The sequence below is a fragment of the Rodentibacter caecimuris genome (assembly GCF_001019715.1).
Taxonomy (GTDB): Bacteria; Pseudomonadota; Gammaproteobacteria; order Enterobacterales; family Pasteurellaceae; genus Rodentibacter; species Rodentibacter caecimuris.
The window spans coordinates 1,304,269-1,324,451 of sequence record NZ_BBXJ01000001.1 but is presented as its reverse complement, the minus strand read 5'-3'; the positions used below and the strand labels follow the sequence as shown (position 1 = coordinate 1,324,451).

At 40.4% G+C, this 20,183-nt stretch carries 23 protein-coding genes and 4 pseudogenes; 25 read left to right on the top strand and 2 right to left on the bottom strand.

Translation table 11 applies throughout. The features are described from left to right. From PNEUHYL_RS06550 to PNEUHYL_RS06525, 6 genes and pseudogenes are all read left to right on the top strand, one after another. Positions 1-656 (top strand): annotated as a pseudogene (locus tag PNEUHYL_RS06550) (IS1595 family transposase). A 106-nt stretch (positions 657-762) separates the two neighbouring features. Beyond that, positions 763-1,259: pseudogene (locus tag PNEUHYL_RS06545) on the top strand (DUF1367 family protein). Beyond that, positions 1,252-1,518 (top strand): annotated as a pseudogene (locus PNEUHYL_RS06540) (DUF1364 domain-containing protein); the annotation flags it as partial. The pseudogenes PNEUHYL_RS06545 and PNEUHYL_RS06540, both read left to right, overlap by 8 nt. Beyond that, positions 1,508-1,861: a RusA family crossover junction endodeoxyribonuclease gene (locus tag PNEUHYL_RS06535; RefSeq protein WP_059366399.1), complete on the top strand. Its 354-nt coding sequence runs from the start codon at positions 1,508-1,510 to the stop codon at positions 1,859-1,861. The pseudogene PNEUHYL_RS06540 and the gene PNEUHYL_RS06535, both read left to right, overlap by 11 nt. Next, positions 1,858-2,229, top strand: a complete 372-nt coding sequence (locus PNEUHYL_RS06530) for a hypothetical protein (protein ID WP_059366398.1) — start codon at positions 1,858-1,860, stop codon at positions 2,227-2,229. The genes PNEUHYL_RS06535 and PNEUHYL_RS06530 overlap by 4 nt, the downstream gene beginning before the upstream one ends. Positions 2,230-2,348: 119 nt before the next feature. Continuing rightward, a complete protein-coding gene (locus PNEUHYL_RS06525; protein WP_059366397.1) occupies positions 2,349-2,723 on the top strand; it encodes a DUF2846 domain-containing protein in 375 nt (124 codons plus the stop codon). A gap of 112 nt (positions 2,724-2,835) precedes the next feature. Here PNEUHYL_RS06525 and PNEUHYL_RS06520 read toward each other — a convergent pair whose 3' ends face one another. Next, positions 2,836-3,129: an addiction module antidote protein gene (locus PNEUHYL_RS06520; protein WP_059366396.1), complete on the bottom strand. Its 294-nt coding sequence runs from the start codon at positions 3,127-3,129 to the stop codon at positions 2,836-2,838. Beyond that, positions 3,119-3,433 (bottom strand): type II toxin-antitoxin system RelE/ParE family toxin, encoded by a 315-nt coding sequence (locus PNEUHYL_RS06515; protein ID WP_059366395.1) that lies wholly within the window; start codon positions 3,431-3,433, stop codon positions 3,119-3,121. Before PNEUHYL_RS06515 ends, PNEUHYL_RS06520 begins: the two co-directional genes overlap by 11 nt. Before the next feature lie 370 nt (positions 3,434-3,803). Here PNEUHYL_RS06515 and PNEUHYL_RS06510 point away from each other — a divergent pair, with 370 nt between their 5' ends. From PNEUHYL_RS06510 to PNEUHYL_RS06430, 19 genes and pseudogenes are all read left to right on the top strand, one after another. Further along, positions 3,804-4,451: a KilA-N domain-containing protein gene (locus tag PNEUHYL_RS06510; RefSeq protein WP_059366394.1), complete on the top strand. Its 648-nt coding sequence runs from the start codon at positions 3,804-3,806 to the stop codon at positions 4,449-4,451. A gap of 198 nt (positions 4,452-4,649) precedes the next feature. Beyond that, the gene (locus tag PNEUHYL_RS06505; protein WP_418066644.1) at positions 4,650-6,473 is read left to right on the top strand and encodes a ClpP-like prohead protease/major capsid protein fusion protein; all 1,824 of its coding nucleotides are present in this window, start codon (positions 4,650-4,652) and stop codon (positions 6,471-6,473) included. A 5-nt stretch (positions 6,474-6,478) separates the two neighbouring features. Further along, positions 6,479-6,730 (top strand): annotated as a pseudogene (locus PNEUHYL_RS06500) (capsid cement protein); the annotation flags it as partial. Beyond that, positions 6,723-7,022 carry a hypothetical protein gene (locus PNEUHYL_RS06495; RefSeq protein WP_059366392.1) on the top strand — a complete coding sequence of 100 codons (300 nt, stop codon included), beginning with the start codon at positions 6,723-6,725 and terminating at the stop codon, positions 7,020-7,022. The pseudogene PNEUHYL_RS06500 and the gene PNEUHYL_RS06495, both read left to right, overlap by 8 nt. 3 nt (positions 7,023-7,025) lie before the next feature. Then, on the top strand, positions 7,026-7,556 hold the full coding sequence (locus PNEUHYL_RS06490; protein ID WP_059366391.1) for a phage tail protein: 531 nt from the start codon (positions 7,026-7,028) through the stop codon (positions 7,554-7,556). A gap of 8 nt (positions 7,557-7,564) precedes the next feature. Continuing rightward, complete coding sequence (gene gpU / locus PNEUHYL_RS13740) at positions 7,565-7,789, top strand: phage minor tail U family protein (protein WP_255204540.1); 225 nt, start codon at positions 7,565-7,567, stop codon at positions 7,787-7,789. 47 nt (positions 7,790-7,836) lie between these two features. Beyond that, the gene (gene gpU, locus PNEUHYL_RS13735) at positions 7,837-7,974 is read left to right on the top strand and encodes a phage minor tail U family protein (protein WP_255204539.1); all 138 of its coding nucleotides are present in this window, start codon (positions 7,837-7,839) and stop codon (positions 7,972-7,974) included. A 3-nt stretch (positions 7,975-7,977) separates the two neighbouring features. Beyond that, a complete protein-coding gene (locus PNEUHYL_RS06480; protein WP_059366390.1) occupies positions 7,978-8,634 on the top strand; it encodes a hypothetical protein in 657 nt (218 codons plus the stop codon). A 273-nt stretch (positions 8,635-8,907) separates the two neighbouring features. Then, positions 8,908-9,315, top strand: a complete 408-nt coding sequence (locus PNEUHYL_RS06475; protein ID WP_059366389.1) for a hypothetical protein — start codon at positions 8,908-8,910, stop codon at positions 9,313-9,315. A gap of 44 nt (positions 9,316-9,359) precedes the next feature. After that, positions 9,360-9,587 carry a DUF4035 domain-containing protein gene (locus PNEUHYL_RS06470; RefSeq protein WP_059366388.1) on the top strand — a complete coding sequence of 76 codons (228 nt, stop codon included), beginning with the start codon at positions 9,360-9,362 and terminating at the stop codon, positions 9,585-9,587. A 69-nt stretch (positions 9,588-9,656) separates the two neighbouring features. After that, a complete protein-coding gene (locus PNEUHYL_RS06465; RefSeq protein ID WP_059366387.1) occupies positions 9,657-10,049 on the top strand; it encodes a type II toxin-antitoxin system RelE/ParE family toxin in 393 nt (130 codons plus the stop codon). Beyond that, on the top strand, positions 10,033-10,335 hold the full coding sequence (locus tag PNEUHYL_RS06460) for a helix-turn-helix domain-containing protein (protein ID WP_059366386.1): 303 nt from the start codon (positions 10,033-10,035) through the stop codon (positions 10,333-10,335). The genes PNEUHYL_RS06465 and PNEUHYL_RS06460 overlap by 17 nt, the downstream gene beginning before the upstream one ends. Before the next feature lie 28 nt (positions 10,336-10,363). Further along, positions 10,364-10,540, top strand: coding sequence for a hypothetical protein (locus PNEUHYL_RS13440; protein WP_157888082.1), 177 nt, complete (start codon positions 10,364-10,366; stop codon positions 10,538-10,540). 55 nt (positions 10,541-10,595) lie between these two features. Next, the gene (locus PNEUHYL_RS06455; RefSeq protein ID WP_059366385.1) at positions 10,596-13,871 is read left to right on the top strand and encodes a phage tail tape measure protein; all 3,276 of its coding nucleotides are present in this window, start codon (positions 10,596-10,598) and stop codon (positions 13,869-13,871) included. Positions 13,872-14,010: 139 nt separating this feature from the next. Beyond that, entirely contained in the window at positions 14,011-14,175 is a 165-nt protein-coding gene (locus PNEUHYL_RS06450) for a hypothetical protein (RefSeq protein ID WP_255204537.1), read from the top strand. 55 nt (positions 14,176-14,230) lie between these two features. Next, complete coding sequence (locus PNEUHYL_RS06445; RefSeq protein WP_059366384.1) at positions 14,231-14,845, top strand: tail assembly protein; 615 nt, start codon at positions 14,231-14,233, stop codon at positions 14,843-14,845. Positions 14,846-15,096: 251 nt separating this feature from the next. Continuing rightward, positions 15,097-18,828, top strand: coding sequence for a TipJ family phage tail tip protein (locus PNEUHYL_RS06440; protein ID WP_059366383.1), 3,732 nt, complete (start codon positions 15,097-15,099; stop codon positions 18,826-18,828). Continuing rightward, positions 18,825-19,205, top strand: coding sequence for a hypothetical protein (locus tag PNEUHYL_RS06435; protein ID WP_059366382.1), 381 nt, complete (start codon positions 18,825-18,827; stop codon positions 19,203-19,205). Before PNEUHYL_RS06440 ends, PNEUHYL_RS06435 begins: the two co-directional genes overlap by 4 nt. Positions 19,206-19,208: 3 nt before the next feature. Then, positions 19,209-20,093, top strand: coding sequence for a hypothetical protein (locus PNEUHYL_RS06430; RefSeq protein ID WP_059366381.1), 885 nt, complete (start codon positions 19,209-19,211; stop codon positions 20,091-20,093). Positions 20,094-20,183 lie beyond the last annotated feature (90 nt).

The following is a 20,183-nucleotide window of genomic DNA, read 5'->3' as shown; positions in this document are numbered from 1 at the left end:
ATGAAGATAACCCATTGTAAATTAAAGAAATCTATACAAAAAAGGTTACTTGAATTTTTTGTGCTAGAAGTGACCGCTCGTTCAGCAGCAGATCTCCTCGGTATTCAGCCTAATTCGGCAATTCTGTTTTACCATAAAATTCGCCAAGTCATCGACTACCATTTATCCCTTGAAGTCGATGAGATTTTTGAGGGAAAAATTGAGCTGGATGAGAGCTATTTTGGTGGTCATCGTAAAGGAAAAAGAGGACGAGGCGCCAGCAGGAAAGGTCGCTGTATTTGGCATTTTAAAACGACAGGGAAAGGTCTTCACTGTCGTTGTTGAAAATACCAAGAGCGAAACGTTACTTCACTGTTATTAAAAGGAAAATTAAGCCCGATAGCTGGGTTTATACGGATACTTATCGTAGCGATGATGCTCTTGATGTGAGTGAATTTCACCACGAGCGAATTAATCATTCAGAGATATTTGCCGAGCGAGAAAATCCCATTAATGGGATTGAAAATTTTTGGAGTCAAGCCAAGCGAGTACTTCGAAAATATAATGGAATAAACCGAAAAAACTTTCCCTTATTCTTGAAGGAATGTGAATTTCGGTTTAACGTTGGGACACCTAAAATGCAGCTTAAAACCTTGCGAAAATGGTGTGAAATTTAGGGCTAATCTACTTCAGCCCCAAAATTTATCCAAGAAGACGTAAAAATGAATTTGTGGTTCTATTTATTTTTTCAGAGAGATTTTTTAATGAGGGTTGGGAAGTTTAATGGCTAGATTTCAGATGACGAAGTTACCGGGGGGAACTTTTGTGCCGGCAACGGAAACGGAAGCCTTGCAGAAGTTCCGCAACGGCGAGCAATACGAAATCGAAATTAAGCAAGTTCGCAATCCGGCATTTCATCGTAAGGTTTTCGCCTTTTTTAATTTCTGTTTTGAGCATTGGGCCGCAGATAAAACCGAATGGAAATACTTTGACGAACGCAAGCAGTTTGACACTTTCCGCAAGAATCTGACAGTGATTGCCGGCTATAAAGATGTGACTTACAAATTGGACGGCAGCCTACGGGTAGAAGCTCAAAGTTTGAGTTATGGCAATATGGAGCAAGATGAATTTGAAAAATGTTACTCAGCATTAATCAATGAATCAATGCCGCGCTCAAAGAGATTTTTGGTAATACCACAGATGAGAATGTGATTAACCAGTTATATGCGTTTTTTAGGGGAAATAATGGCAAATCTATGAAAAGAAGCGAAAGAGCGTGAGTGCCAAGTGAGACTTGCAGGCATTTGCAATTTTAATCCGAAAACGACGGTATTGGCGCATATCAGAATGGCGGGGATTACTGGTGTAGGGCAGAAAGCAACCGATATATTGGGTGCTTGGGCTTGTAGTTCTTGTCACGATGAAATTGATCGCCGTACCCGCTGCTGTGATTTAGACGAAGTAAAACAGGCTCATGCAGATGGAGTATTTCGGACGATTGCAAACTTAGTCAATGAAGGGAAAGTAAATGGTAGATGAAGTCGTCTTAGAGCTCCCATACCTGCCGACAGTAAATCACTACTGGAAGCATACCCGCAATGGCATTCATTACGTGACAAAGCAGGGAAAGGCTTATCAAAGTGCGGTCGGTTTTTTACCTAAAAATACCAAAAAATTTACCGGAAAAGTGTCGTTAAATGTTGCGATTTACCTGCCGGATAAACACAAACGGGATATTGATAATATTTTTAAAGCATTATTTGATTCGCTGACTTATGCCGGCGTTATCGCTGATGATAGTTTGATTGATAAACTGACTGCGGAAAAGCACAATCCGATAAAAAGCGGAAAAATTGTAGTTACCATAAGGGGATTGGAATGAGAGGTTATACTTTTACTAACATTGAAGCTTTATCTATAAGCTATGGAAGATGGTGTCGAGCCAACCCGAATATCTCATATCCCTCTATGCAACCTTTTTTGCGTGAGGCAACTCCTGAAGATCGTTATCCTGTTATACCATTAAGCGATGAAATGGGAATGCTCATACACGATAAATTACTTGTTATGTGTAAAGTTTCACCATTACTATTTGAAGTATTTATGCGGAAGTATGTATCAAAACAAGAGGTAAAGAGGATATTATTTGAGTTAGATATTAAAGAAGATTTTTATAAAAAGCATCTTTTTGCAGCTAAACAGTCATTGTTACTAATGCTATCCGAAAATAAATGTATTTTTCTTGCTTAAAAATCACTCAAGCAATCAACCGCTTGGCTCTTTTTTCCTATGTTGTGATCTAGATCGCGGAAAAAGTGAAATCAACTTTATAAAATGCAGTTTATTTTTACTTGTATAGAGATCTTGAAATGAAAAAATTAATTTTAAGTATTTTAGTAGGAATTTTATTGACCGGGTGTTCAACTACACCAATTACTGAAAACACTGGTAAGCAGGTTCCTAAAGAAAGAGTTTATGATTTGACATTAACTACCCCGGCAAAAAACACAGCTAAAGTTGTTATTCTTCGTGACTCTGGGTTTACTGGGTCAGGATGTAGTCACGATATTTTTGTAGATAAAACTAAGGCTGTTTCCTTAAAACAAGGGGAATATGCTAATTTGTATGTATCTTATGGTGAACATGTTTTAAGGTTAAAATCAGGAGCTGGATTATGTCCTAATATTGAAGATACTGATTCATTCACAGCAAAAGAAAATCAGACTTTAAAATATAGAAGCTAAATAGACTCAAATATGACACTTAGGTTCGTTAGGATTGAATAAGGATTGAGTATTTTATTCATTATTATTTTAGGGAACAATTACAAGCCTGTTACCAAAACAGGCTTTTTATTTATGCACTCATCGTTTTAGGCGTGACAGACACATTTAAGCCTAGTGCATTGATGATTTTCATAATGGTATCAAAGCGTGGTTTCTCGCTTGATAAAGTTTTATAAAGGCTTTCTCGCCCAATCCCTGTTTTTTCGGCTAATTCTGTCATCCCTTTTGCACGGGCAACAGTATTGAGTGCTTGAATAAATTCTTCGGTTGAACCGTCTTCAAGAACTGTTGCTAAATAAGCCGCCATCATTTTTTCATTTTTTAAATAACGCGCGGCATCAAATTCTTGAATTTTAATGGTCATTTTTAAGCTCCTGTTTGAGTTCTGTCCATATCGCTTTGGCTTGTAAAATATCTTTATCTTGCGTTGATTTATCACCGCCACAAAGTAAAAGATAAGTAATTTCTCCTTTGCGTGCATAATACAGCCGATAGCCTTTTCCTTTTGTGATGCGCATTTCAAATACTCCATTGCCTACGGATTTATGATCGCCGAAATTGCCTAGCTTGGCACGTTCGATACGGGCAACAATATTAACTATCGCCAGTTCATCGGTTAGATTTTCTAACCAGTTGGAAAATATATCGGTTTCTTCAATGATATACATAATCGCCTCTTTTATTTAGGTGTATTGTATAGTTTTGGATACAGAAAGGCAAGCCGAATTTATTTTGAGAGAATTTGACAGAACAAAAATTAAAGAGTATTCTTCTCAAGCTCTTAAAGAGCTAGGTCTCAAAAGCCTTTATCAGTATCGGTATTCACCCCGTTAGCGTGATTTTTTTGTATCTAAAGCTTGTGATCTCTTTCTCTTTACCACAATATTTAACGATACAAAAACAACAATGTAATCAATGATCGACAGTGCGACTAATACAACACCCGAAAGGGGAATACGTCCGCTGGAATACTGACCAGTTTTGAGCTGTCGATCACCCTAACTCAAAATTAGGGCTTCTATTCAGAAGGAAATCAGTATGTCAAATTTAACTATCCTTAATACTAAAATTCGTTCCTTAGATGGTCTTTTTTCTTTAAATGATCTTCACGTTGTATGTGGTAACGATCCTAAACATCGTCCTAATCAGTTTATGCGCCTTGATACAACACAGGGTTTAATTGCTGAAATTGATCGTTCCGCAAATTCTCAAAACTCTAAAAATAGCGATGCGCAGATCTGCGCATCGGTCAAAATTGTCCGTGGCGGTCGCAACCCTGAACTTCAAGGAACGTGGGTGTGTGAGGCATTAGTCCTAGCCTATGCAACTTGGATAAGCCCTAAATTCCACCTAATCGTCTTGAGAGCATTTTTAGCAATGCACCGGAACGAGCCGAAACAGCTTGCCTTGCCGGAACCGGATTACCGCATTGATCATATTTCTCAAAGCGAAGAAGCATTAGCCCTATTTATCAGAATGTATAGCTTTTGTTTCCAAGCGCACGAAATGCAAGAAAAATTACGTGGCACGAACATTCCAAAACAAATGGAAAATGAGATTGGCGGGCAATATCTTTACAATTTCAAATATCCGCTTGAACAAACAATGGCGAAAGCCAAACAGTTTATTCAATCCAATACTGAACGATTGGCATTAGTCAAAGCCTTTCAGCAGTTACTAGATTAAAATTCAACCAAAACTGACCGCACTTTTATGTGTGGTTTTTTATTATCAGGAGAAAATAAATGAAATCTTGGTTTTCCATTAAAGCCGCTGCCAAGGATACGGCCGACATCTCAATCTATGATGAAATCGGTTTCTGGGGCGTAACAGCACAACAATTTTCTAAGGAATTAAAAGCCTAATAACCTGAAACAAATTAATTTGCATATCCACTCGCCCGGTGGCGATGTATTTGACGGTATTGCTATTTACAACTTACTGAAAAATCACCCGGCTAATAAGACCGTCTATATCGACGGTCTTGCTGCCTCTATGGCGTCTGTTATTGCCATGGTCGGGAATGAAGTCATTATGCCTGAAAATGCCATGATGATGATTCATAAACCGTGGGGGATTCAGGGCGGTGATGCCGAAGATATGCGTAAATATGCAGATTTACTCGATAAAGTCGAAAATACGTTGATTCCTGCGTATGCCGAAAAAACAGGTAAAACACCTGAAGAACTTGCAGAAATGCTTTCAGCGGAAACTTGGCTAAACGCAAAAGAATGTGTTGAACAGGGTTTCGCCGACAAACTCGCCGAGCCACTTGTGACAATGGCTTCTATTCAATCAAAAAAACTAGAGGATTACTCAAATATGCCAAAAGCAATGAAAGACATGTTGTTTAAGCCACAAGGCAACGCCAATACCCAAACAGTGGCAAAAAGCGATGAACCAAAACAAGTGCAAGCACAAGTCGAAAAACCGGCTGCTGCTGTCGATAATACGGCACAAGTACAAGCGGCAATGGCACAACGCAACCAAACTATTCAAGCGGTGTTTGCGCCGTTTAACGGACAATTTAACGATTTATTAGTGGAATGTTTGGGCGATGTCAATATCACCGCTGAACAAGCCAAAGATAAATTACTGGCAAAACTCGGTGAAGGCACCACGCCAAGCGTCCCACAAAGCCATATCCACGCGGGCAACGGAAATCTTATCAGTGATAGTGTAAAAGCCTCATTACTTGCCCGAGCCGGTCTTGAAGAAAACCAAAAAGACAACGCTTACAATGCAATGACCTTGCGTGAGCTTGCCCGTGCGTCATTGGTCGATCGTGGTGTGAGCGTACTCAATTACAACCCAATGCAAATCGTCGGCATGGCGTTTACCCATTCCACTTCTGATTTCGGACAAATCTTAATTGATGTAGCGCATAAATCCGTGTTGAAAGGTTGGGCTGAAAGCACTGAAAACTTTGAGCAATGGACACACAAAGGCACCTTAACCGACTTCCGTCCGGCTTATCGTGTGGGCTTAGGGGGCTTTGATAGCTTGCCAATGGTGCGTGAAGGGGCAGAATATACTTACGTGACCTTGGGTGATACCGGTATGCACGTTTCCCTTGCCACTTACGGTGGATTGTTCAGCATTACCCGTCAGACCATCATCAATGACGATATGAATATGCTGACCGCTATTCCGTATAAACTCGGACAAGCGGCACGCGCGACTATTGCCGATTTGGTCTTTGCCCAATTAACCGGTGATCCGGTAATGAGCTACGACAACAAAAAATTGTATGACGCAGCGCACAAAAACACGCTAACCGGTGGGAAAATTGATATTGCCACCATTGATAGCGCCATTCAGTTAATGAATGCGCAAAAATCCTTTGACGGCAAACAGCTTGCGATTGAACCGGATTTATTGTTGACACCGACCGCACTTTACACCAAAACCAAACAAGTGTTAGGTTCAAGCTCAGTAGAGGGGGCGGATATTAATGCGGGCATTATCAACCCGTTACAAAATATTGTGCCGGTCACTAAATCCCAACGTTTACAGGCACACAATGCCAAACAATGGTATCTCATCAATAAAGAGGCGATTGAGGTCAGCTACTTAAACGGTGTGGAAACCCCGTTTATCGACCAACAAACCGGCTTTACTGTCGATGGCGTTACTACCAAAGTACGTATTGATGCCGGTGTAAATGTATTAGACCACCGCGGCATTGTACGTGTAACCAACGCTTAACCCATGTCGTCGTACTGAACGATTTAATCGCTATTGCGGTAACGGATATTGACAACAAAGCAACCGGTACAGGCATTGTCGGCGGGGTATGGCGTGTTAAAGCCAAACAAGCGGATGACATCAAACAAGGTGCAGTGTTGTACTGGTCGGATGCCGACGGTGCAACGCTTACTGCAGGCGGTAACAAACGCCTAGGCATTGCGTGGACGGATTCTGACACGGCTTCGGCGGAAGTGGATGTGAAAATCAATGCCTAGCCCGTTTGATAATGCCCTAACAAAGGCGGATAGCGTGATAACGGAGGTTATGCTGTCCGTTTTTTTGATTAATGGCAAACGCTATAGAGCGGTATTGGATGAATCACCTAACCTAATGGGCGATAGTTATCGTGATGATCACCTGATAAATGGTACAACCCGCACACTGACGCTTTTTAAAAGATCGGGTTATAAGCCGAGATTGGGTGATGTGGTGACACAGCGAGGGCAAAGCTACATTGTGCGTAGTTTTAGTTTTGTGGACGATCTAATCGTATTGCAATTGGAGTAATAAATGGGTGCGAAAGTTACTGGACTTGAACAGCTTACTGCCAATATTCAACGCTTATCGAAACAAACTGTGCCAAAAAGTGTCGCCAAAAGTATTAATAAAGTGGCAAGAAAGGCGATGAAAAATGGCACTAAAACGGTTTCCAAGCAGGTTAATGCCCCGGTGAAATTAATCCGTAAACGCGTGCAACTTAAACAGAAAGCCACCTCAAGAATCCCTGTCGCTAAAATTAGTGTTAATCGGTCGAATTTACCGCTGATACGCTTATTGGAAGATCCAAGGCGAAAGGTGATCGCACGGCAGGGGCAAATCAAAATCGGCAAACATCGCATTCAACGTGGATTTATTCAAACGTTAAAAAACGGACGAATCCATGTCATGCAACGACAAGGCAAAGCCCGTTATCCGATTGATGTCGTAAAAATTCCCCTCTCAGGGCCTTTGACGCAAGCTTTTCATGATGAACTGAAAGATTATCAAGAACAAGTGAAAGTGGAACTGGTAAAAGAATTAAGCCGTGTTTTTCATAAATAGGAGAAAAAATGCTTGTTCATCAAAAAATAAGACATCAAATTGTTGAATTACTGAAACCTCAAATCACCGGTGTTCAACATTTTTATTCCGGTCGCCCGCTCTTTATTGACATTGATCAGGATAAATCGGCGATTGCCGTATTTATTGATGATATTCAATGTGATGAATTGACCCTTTGTTCGCACGAGTGGGAAGCGTCTTTAAATATCGCCATTTATCTTAAACATCGGTAGGCGAGGATGAATTAGATAATATTGCCGAACAAATCAAAAATCGTTTAATGACGGCGATCGAAAATGACGAATTGCCAAGTCAATTAAATGAAATCACCTTGTCAGGTTATACCTACGAGCAAGACCAAACCAACCGCACTTGGTTCGTCGCCAATGTGCGTTATCAAATTAAATATGAGGATTAAATTATGGCAACAAAAACCACGCCTTTCCAAGGCACAAAATTTTATCTTGGTGTCGGACACACCGAAGAAAAAGCGATTACCGCTTGTACCGTCAAACCCAATGCAACCATTACCGCTGCCGGACATGGTGCTAAAACAGGGGATTTTATCAAAGTAAGTAATCTTGGTTCGCTTGACGGTTACTATCCGGTTAAATCCACAACGGCTGATAAAATCACCTTAGCCGATGAGGTGAATTGGAGCGGAAGCGATCAACCGACTGATTTTACCTCTGCCAAAGTGTCAATTGTGAGATGGTCATCTAATTTCTGTGCGATTAAACAGATTGAAGGTGACGGCGACACCTTAACGGAAGAAGACATTACCACAATGTGTTCGGAAGGCACGGAAACCGAAGCGGGCGAAATTGAATATGGTTCAATTAAATTGACTTTCTTCTATGCGCCGGCAACCACCATGCAACAAGATTTGCGTCAAAAATTCTACGCTAAAGAAACGTTCCCGTGGATGATGGTGTTGAAAAATGAGCAAGGATCGCTTTATGGCACCGGGTTTATTCAAACCTCGCCAAATTTCAGTGGTGAAGTAAAAGGCAAATTTGAATCAGGTGTGACGATTAAAAAATCGAAACGTGATTATTTATTGCCGGTCAGTGCATAACCCAAAGTGCGGTTAAATTTGACCGCCTTTTACGAAAAATAAAACCCGAGGAGCAGCCACTCTTCGGGTTTATTCATTCCGATTAAGAACAATTTAAAAGGAATAATTTACAGTGGAAATTATAACCAACCTTCTTCCTTTATTCAAGGAGCAAGCTATGCAATATGGATTATGGGAAACGACCTTAGCCTATTTAGTGTTAGGTGTATGTTTCATTATCGCTTGGCGACTTCCAAACATTATTAATTCAATTAAAAACAAAGGTGAAAAACAATGAATTTACGTGAAAAACTTTTAGCCAATAAACCCAAAGTAAACAAAATCAAAATTAATGGTGATGATTATTATATCCGTGAGTTTACTGTTGGTGAGGCAAATCAAGCAATTTACGGTGCGCAACAAGAATTAATCAAAATCGCACGTACACAAGGGATTGAACTCAATTTTGACGATGAAACGGAACTTACAAAACAGCTTGCACAAGTTTACGATCCTTATCGTTTACCACGTGCTTTGGCTCAACGCCTATGTGATGAAAACGGCAATAACTTATTCAGTCCTCAAAATGAGGAAGATTTGAAAGCGTTATCTGAATTGGATAAGTCAGTGTATGAAGAGCTGAATAATGCAATTGCGGAGCTTGAACCAAAAAACTCACCAACCGAAGAAAGTTCCAAATAAACCTCTCGCTTTCTCTCGGTAAAACCCTAGAGGAAATTGAGCAAATGCCAGAACGCCATTTGGCAGAATATGAGCTTTTTTATCAAGAGCAGCCTTTCGGGCTTTGGCGCGAAGATTATCGCACTGCTCAAATATCCCATTTATTAGCCATAATAAACCGTGATTCAAAATCAAAACCACCCGAATTGTCAGATTTTATGCCGTTTTATCGGGATAAAAGTGAGGGTGAAAATGAAGATGACGGTACGGCGGAATATTTAGCGAATCGATAAATTATTCATTGCTTTTTGATTGTTTATAGATTGCAATTTATATAAGTAATAAGGAAAGGTAGTTACTGTATGAAGCAAGAATGGGAAATCATTTTACAAGACCCACTTTTGAATTGGTTTGAATCTTTAATAGAAGAGGATTTATTAAAAATCTACGCTGCACTTGAATTATTATCAACAGAAGGTCCACAGCTAGGAAGACCTTATGCTGATACTATTCAAGGCTCAAAATATCCCAATTTAAAAGAATTGCGTGTACAGTCTAAGTTATCGGTATTTCGTTTGTTTTTTATTTTCGACCCTATTAGACAAGCTATTGTGTTGTGTGGTGGATATAAAAAAGGCAAAAAAGGCAAAAAAGAAAAGCTTTTTTATAAAGAGATGATCGCTTTAGCAGAACAAACTTACGATAATTACCTTTCTACATTTTCACAGGAGCAAGAAAATGAGCGTAAAATTTAAAGAATTGATGAATGGGCTTCCGGCTGAAAAGCGCGCTGAAGTCAAAGCTATGGCTGAAGAAATGCGTATGGAGTTACAATTACATCGCATTCGTGAAGAATTTGAAATTTCACAACAGCAAATGGCAGAAGCGTTAAATATTAAACAACCGTCGGTTGTAGCTTTAGAAAAAAGAGGAAATGATATTAAGTTATCATCGGTTAAACGTTATGTAGAAGCGATGGGCGGTGCATTAAGTTTATCCGTTGAGTTACCTACAGGGAAAACGGTGACTTTCAATCTTTAAGGGTAGGGCGTGAACTAAGGAGGAGCATATGTACGGAGCATTATTAGAGCTACTAGATGTTGGCACCAATGTACGCTACTTCATTGGGGCGATTATTGCCGAACTGTTAATACTTACTTTCGGTGTTCCTTTCCTTATTCGAAAATTTGCTCCAAAGGATAAGCAACAGGCTATACTGGATTGGTATTTTTGGCGTAACCGTTAATTAATTATAAATATTTGAAAGCTCGCAATATGCGGGCTTTTTTATTGGAGTAAATATGTCCGATCAATTAGGAAAATTAGGCATTCAATTAACACTTGATCAAGTCCGTTTTCAGCAAAATTTAGAAAGAGCGCAAAATAAGGCTCGGCAATTTTCCTCACGAACAGTGCAATATTTAAATAATATTGAAAAAGCTGCCAAAAACTTAAATAACTTAAGTCGATTGAATTTTTGGAGTGGTCTTGCCGGCGGTCGCTTAGTTGAATTGAAAAATTACGCTGATAGTTATACGGAAATTAAAAATCGTCTGAATCTTGTTGAAAGTGCCGGCATAAATGCAAGCCGTGGTATGGAATCGGTTTTTGATATTGCATTACGTACAAACCAAAGTATTAGTGCAACTTCAACGGTTTATCAAAAATTTGCACAAAACGCCTCATCTTTAAAAATCAGTCAAGAACAAGTTGCCTCTCTCACTGAAACCGTTTCAAAAGCGGTGGCGATTTCCGGTTCAAGTGCCGCATCGGCAGAAGCCGCAATCACTCAATTTGGTCAAGCATTAGGTAGTGGTGTTTTACGTGGTGATGAATTTAATTCCGTGATGGAGCAGGCACCCGGATTAGCGCAAGCACTTGCCCGTGGGCTTGGGGTGACAACCGGTGAACTTCGTGAAATGGCTAATGACGGAAAGCTTACAATGGATGTGCTTATTCCCGCACTTGAGAAAGCAAAATCTACAGTAGATGCTCAATTTAGCACACGTGTTTTAACGATTTCTGCGGCATTTGAGAATCTGAATACATCTGTTACAAAATGGATAGGCGAAACGGATCAAATGTTTGGTATAAGCCGTCGCGTTGCAGATGTAATTAATGGTTTAGCAGGTCATTTAACCACTCTTGCGGCAGCTGCGACAAGTGTTGGTGCGGCATATAGTATTAATAAAATTCGTTCATTTATTTCTGAAAGCAATGCGCAAGCCAATGTTGCGCTTAAGGCTGCACAGGCAGAAGTTGCAAGAACAGCAGCGTTGAGACAAGAAGCGCAAGCTGAAATGAGCTTGATCCAAATTAAGATCGCTCACGCTCGTACAGAAGCAGAATTAGTTTCTGCAAAACAACTTGCTGAAGTTCAGAGTAGAAAATTGACGAATGCCATTAATATGGAAGCGGCAGCACAGCGAAATCTTGCTATTGCCCAAAAATCAGCAAATATCGGTAATCGGGCATTAGGCGCAGCATTGGGATTTGTTGGTGGACCTGTGGGCGCTACAATTATTGGTATTACGGCTCTTGCCGGCGCCTTTTATGAATATTCACAAAAAACCGAACAAGCACGACAAGATTCCCTCGCTTTTGCCGATTCGCTTGATGTAACGGCTGAATCACTCAAAGCAATGACGGGTGAGGTACTAGGCGGAATGAAAGCCAAGTTAGAACAATCAATCGGAGTGCAGCGTGAGGAATTAGCTAAGCTACGTGATGAATTGGCAAAACTCGAACAGCAGGCTAAAAATTCCGCTCGGTTAATGTCTGAACATGGTCTATCAGACAATAAGACTATCCTTGAAGCTTACAATAAGCTGCTACAAGAAGTTGCCATTAAAAAAGGTGAAGTATCCGCAGCAAATCAAAAGTTGGAAAAATCGGAACGGAACCTTGCAACAATTACGGAGCAAGTGCCGGTAGCCGAACTTAATTCAAAACTCAAAGAGTTATTGCCAAGCCTAGATTTATCAAAAGTAAATATTGATAACGTAGGTTTTTCTCTGGAAGATTTAAACCGTATTTTCCCCTCTGCTGAAAGCGGAACGGTGTCTATTACAAGTGCGGTTGAAAAAATGGGCGCAATGGCATTACTGGTTGCAGGGCAGTTTGATGCCTTAGGGTTATCAATCCAAACTGCATTAAGTGATAAAGCACAGAATATCATTGATCGCCAAAATCGTCAGATTGCGATTAATAATGCCAAAACACCGGAAGAAGCAAGACGATTAAAAGCTGAAGATGCTGCAATCAATGCCGGCTTTAAAAAAGGAACGGCTGATTATGATGCGGTATATAACAACTCTTATGAGTTGTTTAAGTCTCAAGAGGATAAAAAAGAGCGTGACAAAGCAAAGAAGAAAGGCGCTAAAACCGATTATGTAAAACAATACACCGAGCAGCTCACCCAAATGCAACAACGTTTGGCGGAATTAAAAGCCAATGCTCAAGATATTGCGCTATTCGGTCAGCCAAGCCAATATCAAGAGGTGAATAAGCTCACGCAAGATATTGCTGCCAACGGTGAAAAATATGCGCACTTTGGCACAGAGGGGTTAGCCAAACTAAAAGAAATGGCGGCAAAGATTGATTCAACCCAACAAAAAGTGGCAATTAATCAATTTACTTATGACAACACCGAAAAATTAGAGGCGATGGAGTTTGAATTAACTTTGCTTGGTAAAACCCGTCAAGAGCAAGAATTAATGCAATATAACCATCAACTCGATCTTGAAGCGGCAAGATTGAAAATTGGTATGAGTGAAGAAAACATTGCAAAACTTGATGAGGAAATTGCGAAATTAAAAGCACGCCGTGCGGAGATTCAAAAACAGAATGAAGAATCTCGAGGAAGTGCAATGATAGGATTTCAACAAGGTATGCAAACCATTGAAGATCAAGTTTCCAATGTCGCGGGTAATATCAGCAACCTCACAGTAACTGCTTTCAATAATATGTCGGATGCGCTTACTGATTTTGTAATGACCGGAAAAGCTGATTTTAGAGGAATGGCAGTATCAATCATGAGGGATATATCCAACATGATTGTAAAAATGATGTTATTTAATGCTATTAAATCAGCTGCTAACGCAGTAGGATTTGGTTTCTCTGGTGGTGGAGTTGTAGGTTCGCCGGATATGCGCTATGTCGGTGGGTTAGTTGGATTTGATGGAGGCGGATTCACTGGATTAGGTGGAAAATATACACCTGCGGGTATCGTTCACAAAGGTGAATATGTTTTAACGAAAGAGGCAACTTCTCGCATTGGTTTAGATTATTTAAATTATCTTAATTATGGGAATGCATTTCGTGGACGTGGATTTGCAAATGGCGGGGGAGTAGGCGTACCTCGTTTGCCTCAGGTCAATTACGAGGCGGGGCGTGCTTCCGGCAATATCTCGGTGAAAGTGATTAATAACGGTGAGCCGATGGATGCAAACGTAACGCAGAAACAGCGCAACGGACAGATGGAAATCACCGTCGAATTAATGCGTCAAATTGCCCGTGCCGAATCAAATGATGTGATTCAACAAAATATGCGTGCCGGCGGTATCTTTGCCCGCTAATTCAGCCACAAAAAACAAGCCCCGAGTAACCGTTAATTACTTGGGGCTTTTTATTTACCCATTAGTAGGAATGAGTAATAAATTACAATGAAGTATATCAAAACAAAGTTAAAAATTCATCTTTTAAGCCCACAGTATCGTGAGCGAGTATGGCTCAATGTTACGCCGACATCAACCGCTAATTCAAAAGCTCACTGCCGACTTTAAAGTCGAAATGTGGGGCGATGAAAACTGGAACCGAGTTCTTCCAACCATTCGGGATAACGATATTCTCAGACCAAAGCACCGACTAGGCGGATTCTAAAACTTATTCAAAACCGACCGCACTTTCATGTGCGGTTTTTTTATGGAGAGAAAAAATGGTCAAAGTTAGATTTTACGGTGCCCTTAAACAGTTTGGCACTGAATTTAATTTAGAGGTAAACAACACGGCAGAAATTGTCCGAGCATTAACAAGTCAAATTCCAAATTTACGCCAATTTTTACAACAAGGCTTATTTAAAGTGCGTATTGGTAAAGATTATCTTGATAGCCGCTATTTAGAAAAGGGGATGTTCTATCAGTTAAAAGAGGGAATGTCAGTTTGTTTTACACCAGTGCTAAAAGGATCGAAAAAAGCGGGATTATTTCAAACCATCGTTGGTGCGGTAATGGTTGTTGTAGGTTACGCAATGTCTTGGACGGGTGTCGGGGCAGTAGTAGGTAATCTTGGTGTTGGGCTTTTGCTTGGAGGGGTATCTCAAATGCTCACTAAAATGCCTTCAATGCCGGGCATGGGAAACGAACAAGAAAAGAAAAATTCAACATCATTTTCTAATCTATCTAATATGGTAGCACAAGGAAAACCAATGCCGTTGGCTTATGGGCGAATCAGAACGGGAGCATTGATTATTTCACAAGGTATTGAAACGATGGATGTTGATGTCGCACCGCCGGAGCAAAATCAAGGCAGACGCAGATTTGGCGTAAGGTAGACGAAAAAACTTAACTTAATATAAAACAAACCCCGAAAGTTTGCCGCTTTCGGGGTTTTTCATATCCACTTACTTACCCTAAGAGGACATAAACTTTGGATAATTTTACAACAATCATTCCTTTTATCAAGGAGTTTATAATGGAATATGGTTTCTTACAAACAATTCTAGGTGTTGCTTTTCTTATTTTTATTTGGCGTTTGCCGAATATTCTTGCCGTGATTAAAGATTGGAAAAAATAGGAGTGAATTATGGGTAAAGGCGGCGGTGGCGGACGTACACCGGTTGAAGCAAAAGAAAGCGGACGCAGTAAGCAGCTTGTCAAAATCGTTGAAATTATTTCAGAAGGGGAAATTGCAGGCTTAGCAGACGGGATGAAATCCGTCTATCTTGATAATACCCCTATTCAAAATCAGGACGGCTCTTACAATTTCAGCAATGTTCAACTTGAAGGGCGGGTAGGTTCACAGGTTCAGGATATTATCTCCGGTTTCAATACGTCAGAAAAAGAAATCTCGGTTGGCACACAAGTGCGGAAGACAACACCGATTACCCGCACGATAACAGATAGCAAAGTCTCCCGTTTACGTTTAACCCTTGGTGTTCAATCACTGTTCCAACAAAACGATCAGGGGGATACGAACGGTGCAAGTGTAAACTTAACGGTGTATATCGGCAATCAGCACTATCCAATAACGATTAGTGGCAAATACAGTTCACAGTATTTACAGCAACATACCTTTTCCGATTTGCCTGCGATGCCGTTTACGATTCGTGTTGAACGAAACTCAGAGGATAGCAAATCACAGCGATTGCAAAATAACACGGTATGGGCGAGTTACACGGAAATTATCGATACGGAATTTACTTATCCGAACACGGCGTTAATCGGGGTGAAATTTGATTCGGAATATTTCTCGAATATCCCGAATCGCACTTATGATGTCAAAGGGATTAAGGTCAAAGTACCGTCAAATTACGATCCGAAAACCCGACAATATCGCGGTATGTGGGACGGCACCTTTAAACTGGCGTGGTCGGATAATCCGGCTTGGGTGCTTTATGACATTGTGACCAACAAACGCTATGGCTTGGGACAACGTCTAGGGGAGTTTGGCGCAGATAAATGGGCGTTGTACCAAGCGGCGCAATATTGCGATCAATTGGTGCCGGATGGCTTTGGCGGTGAAGAACCTCGTTTTACCTGTAATGTGTGGTTGACTGAGCAACAGGCGGCTTATGATGTGATCAATGATATTTGTTCGATTTTCCGTGCAATGCCGGTATGGAATGGGCGAGAACTCATGGTCGTAATGGATCGTCCGTCCGATCCGGTGTGGACTTACACCAATGCGAATGTTGAAAACGGTGAGTTTACTTACACCTTTTCAGCCAAAAAAGCCCGTCATAATGCGATCCAAGTGGAATATGCAGATAAAGACAATGCTTATGAAAAAACCATTGAATATGTATCAGATGATGAGGCAATCCGAAAAAATGGTTTAAACGTGAAGAAAATCACTGCATTTGGTTGTACTTCCCGTGGCCAAGCACACCGTACCGGCTTGTGGTTATTACAGACTGAAAAACTGGAAACCAAAACCGTGACGTTTACTGTCGGAACGGAAGGGTTAATGCACATACCGGGCGATATTATCAAGGTGGCAGATATTGATTATGCCGGCACCAATATCGGTGGGCGGGTATTAAACATTGACGGTAGGAACGTCACGTTAGATCGTGAAATCGACATCACGGCAAATAGTTACTTTACCTACATCAATGCACAGGCAAAACATCAAGATATTAAAATTTTGTCAGCAAATGGGGCGGAAATCACCCTCGATACTGAACCGACAGGCTTGACGGAATATGGGGTTTGGTCGCTCACCACGCAACGAATCAATACGCAATTATTCCGTGCCTTAAGTGTGAAAGAGCAAGACAAAGGCAAATATACCATTGTTGCTTTACAACACGAGCCACAGAAAGAAGCCATCGTTGATAACGGGGCGGTTTTTGAACCGAAAGCGACCAGTATCCTTGTCGTGCCGAAAGTCAATGATATTCAAATCCTCACCAATCCGGACGGCAGTATTGGCATTAATGCTGATGTTAGCGGCGGAAACGGCTTGGTGAAATACGATGTGCTTATCTATAAAGGCGACAACCTCTTTGAGGTACGTCTTGGATTAAAATCACCGGAGCTTGATTTAAGCAACCTTACCAATGGCGAGTATCTTGTCGTGATTCGTGCAAGAAATGACAAGGGGCAGCTACTTAACGAACGTACACAAGAGTTTATTGTTGATCGCCCTCCTGCACCAACCGGTGTGCGGACAACAGGCGGTTTAGGCAATATCACGCTTGAGTGGGATTGGATAAATGACGCGACAGCTACAGAGATTTTTGCAGCAGAAACGGACGATATTCAAACTGCAAAACGTATTGCAAAAGTCACCGCTCGAATGTACACCCACGAAGTGGGCGCAAAACAAGTGCGTTACTATTGGTTACGTCATACCCGTGGCATTAATGTCGGCCCGTTTTATCAACAATCCGGCTTAAGGGCGGAAAGTGCGGTCGATATTGACGAAGAATTAGCGCTGCTTAATGAAAAGTTGTCACAAAATATCATCAATGACGTGATTGATACCGCATTGCCGGCACGCAATCTTGAGCTAATCAAAACGGTGACGGGATTAAACGTTAATGAGTTTGCAGGCTATAACCAAGTCCATAACACCACTGACGGCAAGTTATACACGTGGAACGGCACAAAATACGTTGATAATAGTGTGGATGTTGGAAAACTACAAATTCCCACTAAACAGCTCACAGGAACGATTGGCGCACAACAAATCGCTGCAAATGTTATCGGCACTCAGCACTTAGGTGCAAATGTGGTAACGGCTGACAAAATAGCAGCAGACTCAATTAGTGCCGCTGCATTACAAGCCGGTGCAGTGCGGGCGAATCACGTTGCAGCAGGTGAGCTAACGGCGGATAAATTGGCGATTGGGTTGGGTGGGAATCTCTTGTATAACCCGATTTTTGCGAATAATGGTAATGGTTGGACGATGTATGTTGATTCCGCCAATATGGATAATGCGGATTGGACTTTTAATAATCTAATCGGCGCATATCAAGGCGGAGCGTATCTACCTACCGAACTTAAATTTAGGTGGCAAAGAAACCGCAAAAATACAAACACAGGTAATGTTAGATTAGGTGGACTTTATCAAGATTTAAGATTGGTAAAAGATAAATACTATTGTTTCTCTGCCTATATTGGTGCGCATAGAGCTTTTATTGATTTGAACATTGAACAAGGTTCAGTACAAATTATTAAAAAATCGTGGAGTGGACGAGGTAAAAATGGCGGTTACGGTAACAACAATACTGAAACCGGTATTGAAGAAAACAGGCGTATCTATGTGATATTCAAAGCGACAGGTGATAATGCTACCTATCGTATGATTATCAATATGTGGGCGGAGGGTGCGCAAAATAACCCGGCTTTAATGATTCGCAGACCGATGCTTGAAGAGTGCTTACCGACCACCAAAGAACCGAATGTATGGCAAAATGCCGGCGTAACGTCTATTCACGGCGGATCGATTGTCACAAACACCATCACTGCTCAACAAATCGCAGCAAACACGATTACATCTAATCAGATTGCAGCCGGTACTATCGCCGCTCGAAATATGGCAGCAGGCAGTATCAATGCCTCGCATGTTGTCTCTAAGACATTAACTGCGGATAAACTCAATATATCAAGCTTATCTGCGATTAGTGCGAATTTGGGCAGCATTACTGGTGGCTCATTGAATATCAACAATCGGTTTAAAGTGAGCAACCAAGGGCAAGTTGAGATGAGAGCTAATCAAGGAAATGTAGGGCTTGTTATGAATAATGAATACATTGTTGTTTATGATCAGCAAGGGAACCCACGATTGAAAATAGGAAAATTAAGATGATTTATTTTTTAGTTATTGTTCTTATTGCCGTGGTTTTTACCACGGTTTTCTTTTTGAAAAAAAGAAAAAAATCAAAAAGAACAGGAGGTAATGATATGTACGGTGTCGAGGTCTATGAAAATGGTCAGACATTTGATATTGCAAACAAAACAGTATTGCTTGTTGATAGATTTACAATTCCCTACGGACAAAATGGGAGTAAATCTTATGATGATAATGTTTTGACTGCAGTATATACCGTGTCTGGTGGCTATATATTTGGAAATGACAGTTTATTACCGAAGTTCCGGATTGAAGGTAAAACTATTCATTGGGAATGGGTACGTTGTCGAAACAAACCATATGGAAACAATATTACAGTTTTAGTTTTGGGGTGAATTATGGATAAATATGGAATACATCTTTTTGGAAAAAATTTTTCAATGACAGATGAAAAATTACTTGTTTGTGTACATGATATTGATGTTTCGGGTCAATTAACTCAAGGGTGGTGGGATTTACCTAACACTGATATTTTAAACACTAATGATTATTCCGAAGATGAGGTGCTTGTTTTTGCAAATAGACATTTCATTACGTATTTTGAAGGCGTTAGACAAGCCTCGTGGGGCGGTTCAAAACATACAGGTGTATTTGGTTATTATAGACCAATTATCCGCAAAAAAGATGGGCATTTTCAAATACGAATTAGATCTAATTTTCCATTTGCTAATAATCATGATTGGGAAGGTGTAAAATTAAAAGATCCATATTTTTATGGGTTAAATGATCGTGCTAATCTTCAAAAGGCAAGACTTAGACTAAAAATAGTTGTCCCATTAAAGAAAATAAACGATATTCCTCAATACGGAATAGCTGTTTATGACGAAAATGGAAACTGCAAATATTGTAATGCTACGAAGGGTTATGCGAAACGTCTTAGGGTTCATAACTTAGGATTAAGCTCTTTCTCTAGAAACGATAGCAATCATTATGCTCAAGAGTTTAGAAATAAAACACAAACTATAACACTTGGGAATAATGAATTTATGTTAATTTCCCCGGTTGGATATTATGATATGTGTTATCCTACACCCGGCAACAGAGGTTACTTTGACGCTGGAGAAATTTTACCCACAATATCAGAAAAAGGAATGGTATCAATTACTTTAGTATCTGAATTTTATGTAGAATCCAGAAAAAAAAGAACATTTCCATCACAAGCTAGTGATTATTATACAAATTACAGTATTATAAACCCGTTAGTACTGATTGCCGAATTTTAACTGCATAAAAGGTCGGTTAAATTTAGGCGTTTTTTTAAACATAGCCTCGATAGTGAAAACTATCGGGGTTTTCTTTTATCTAAAACAAGG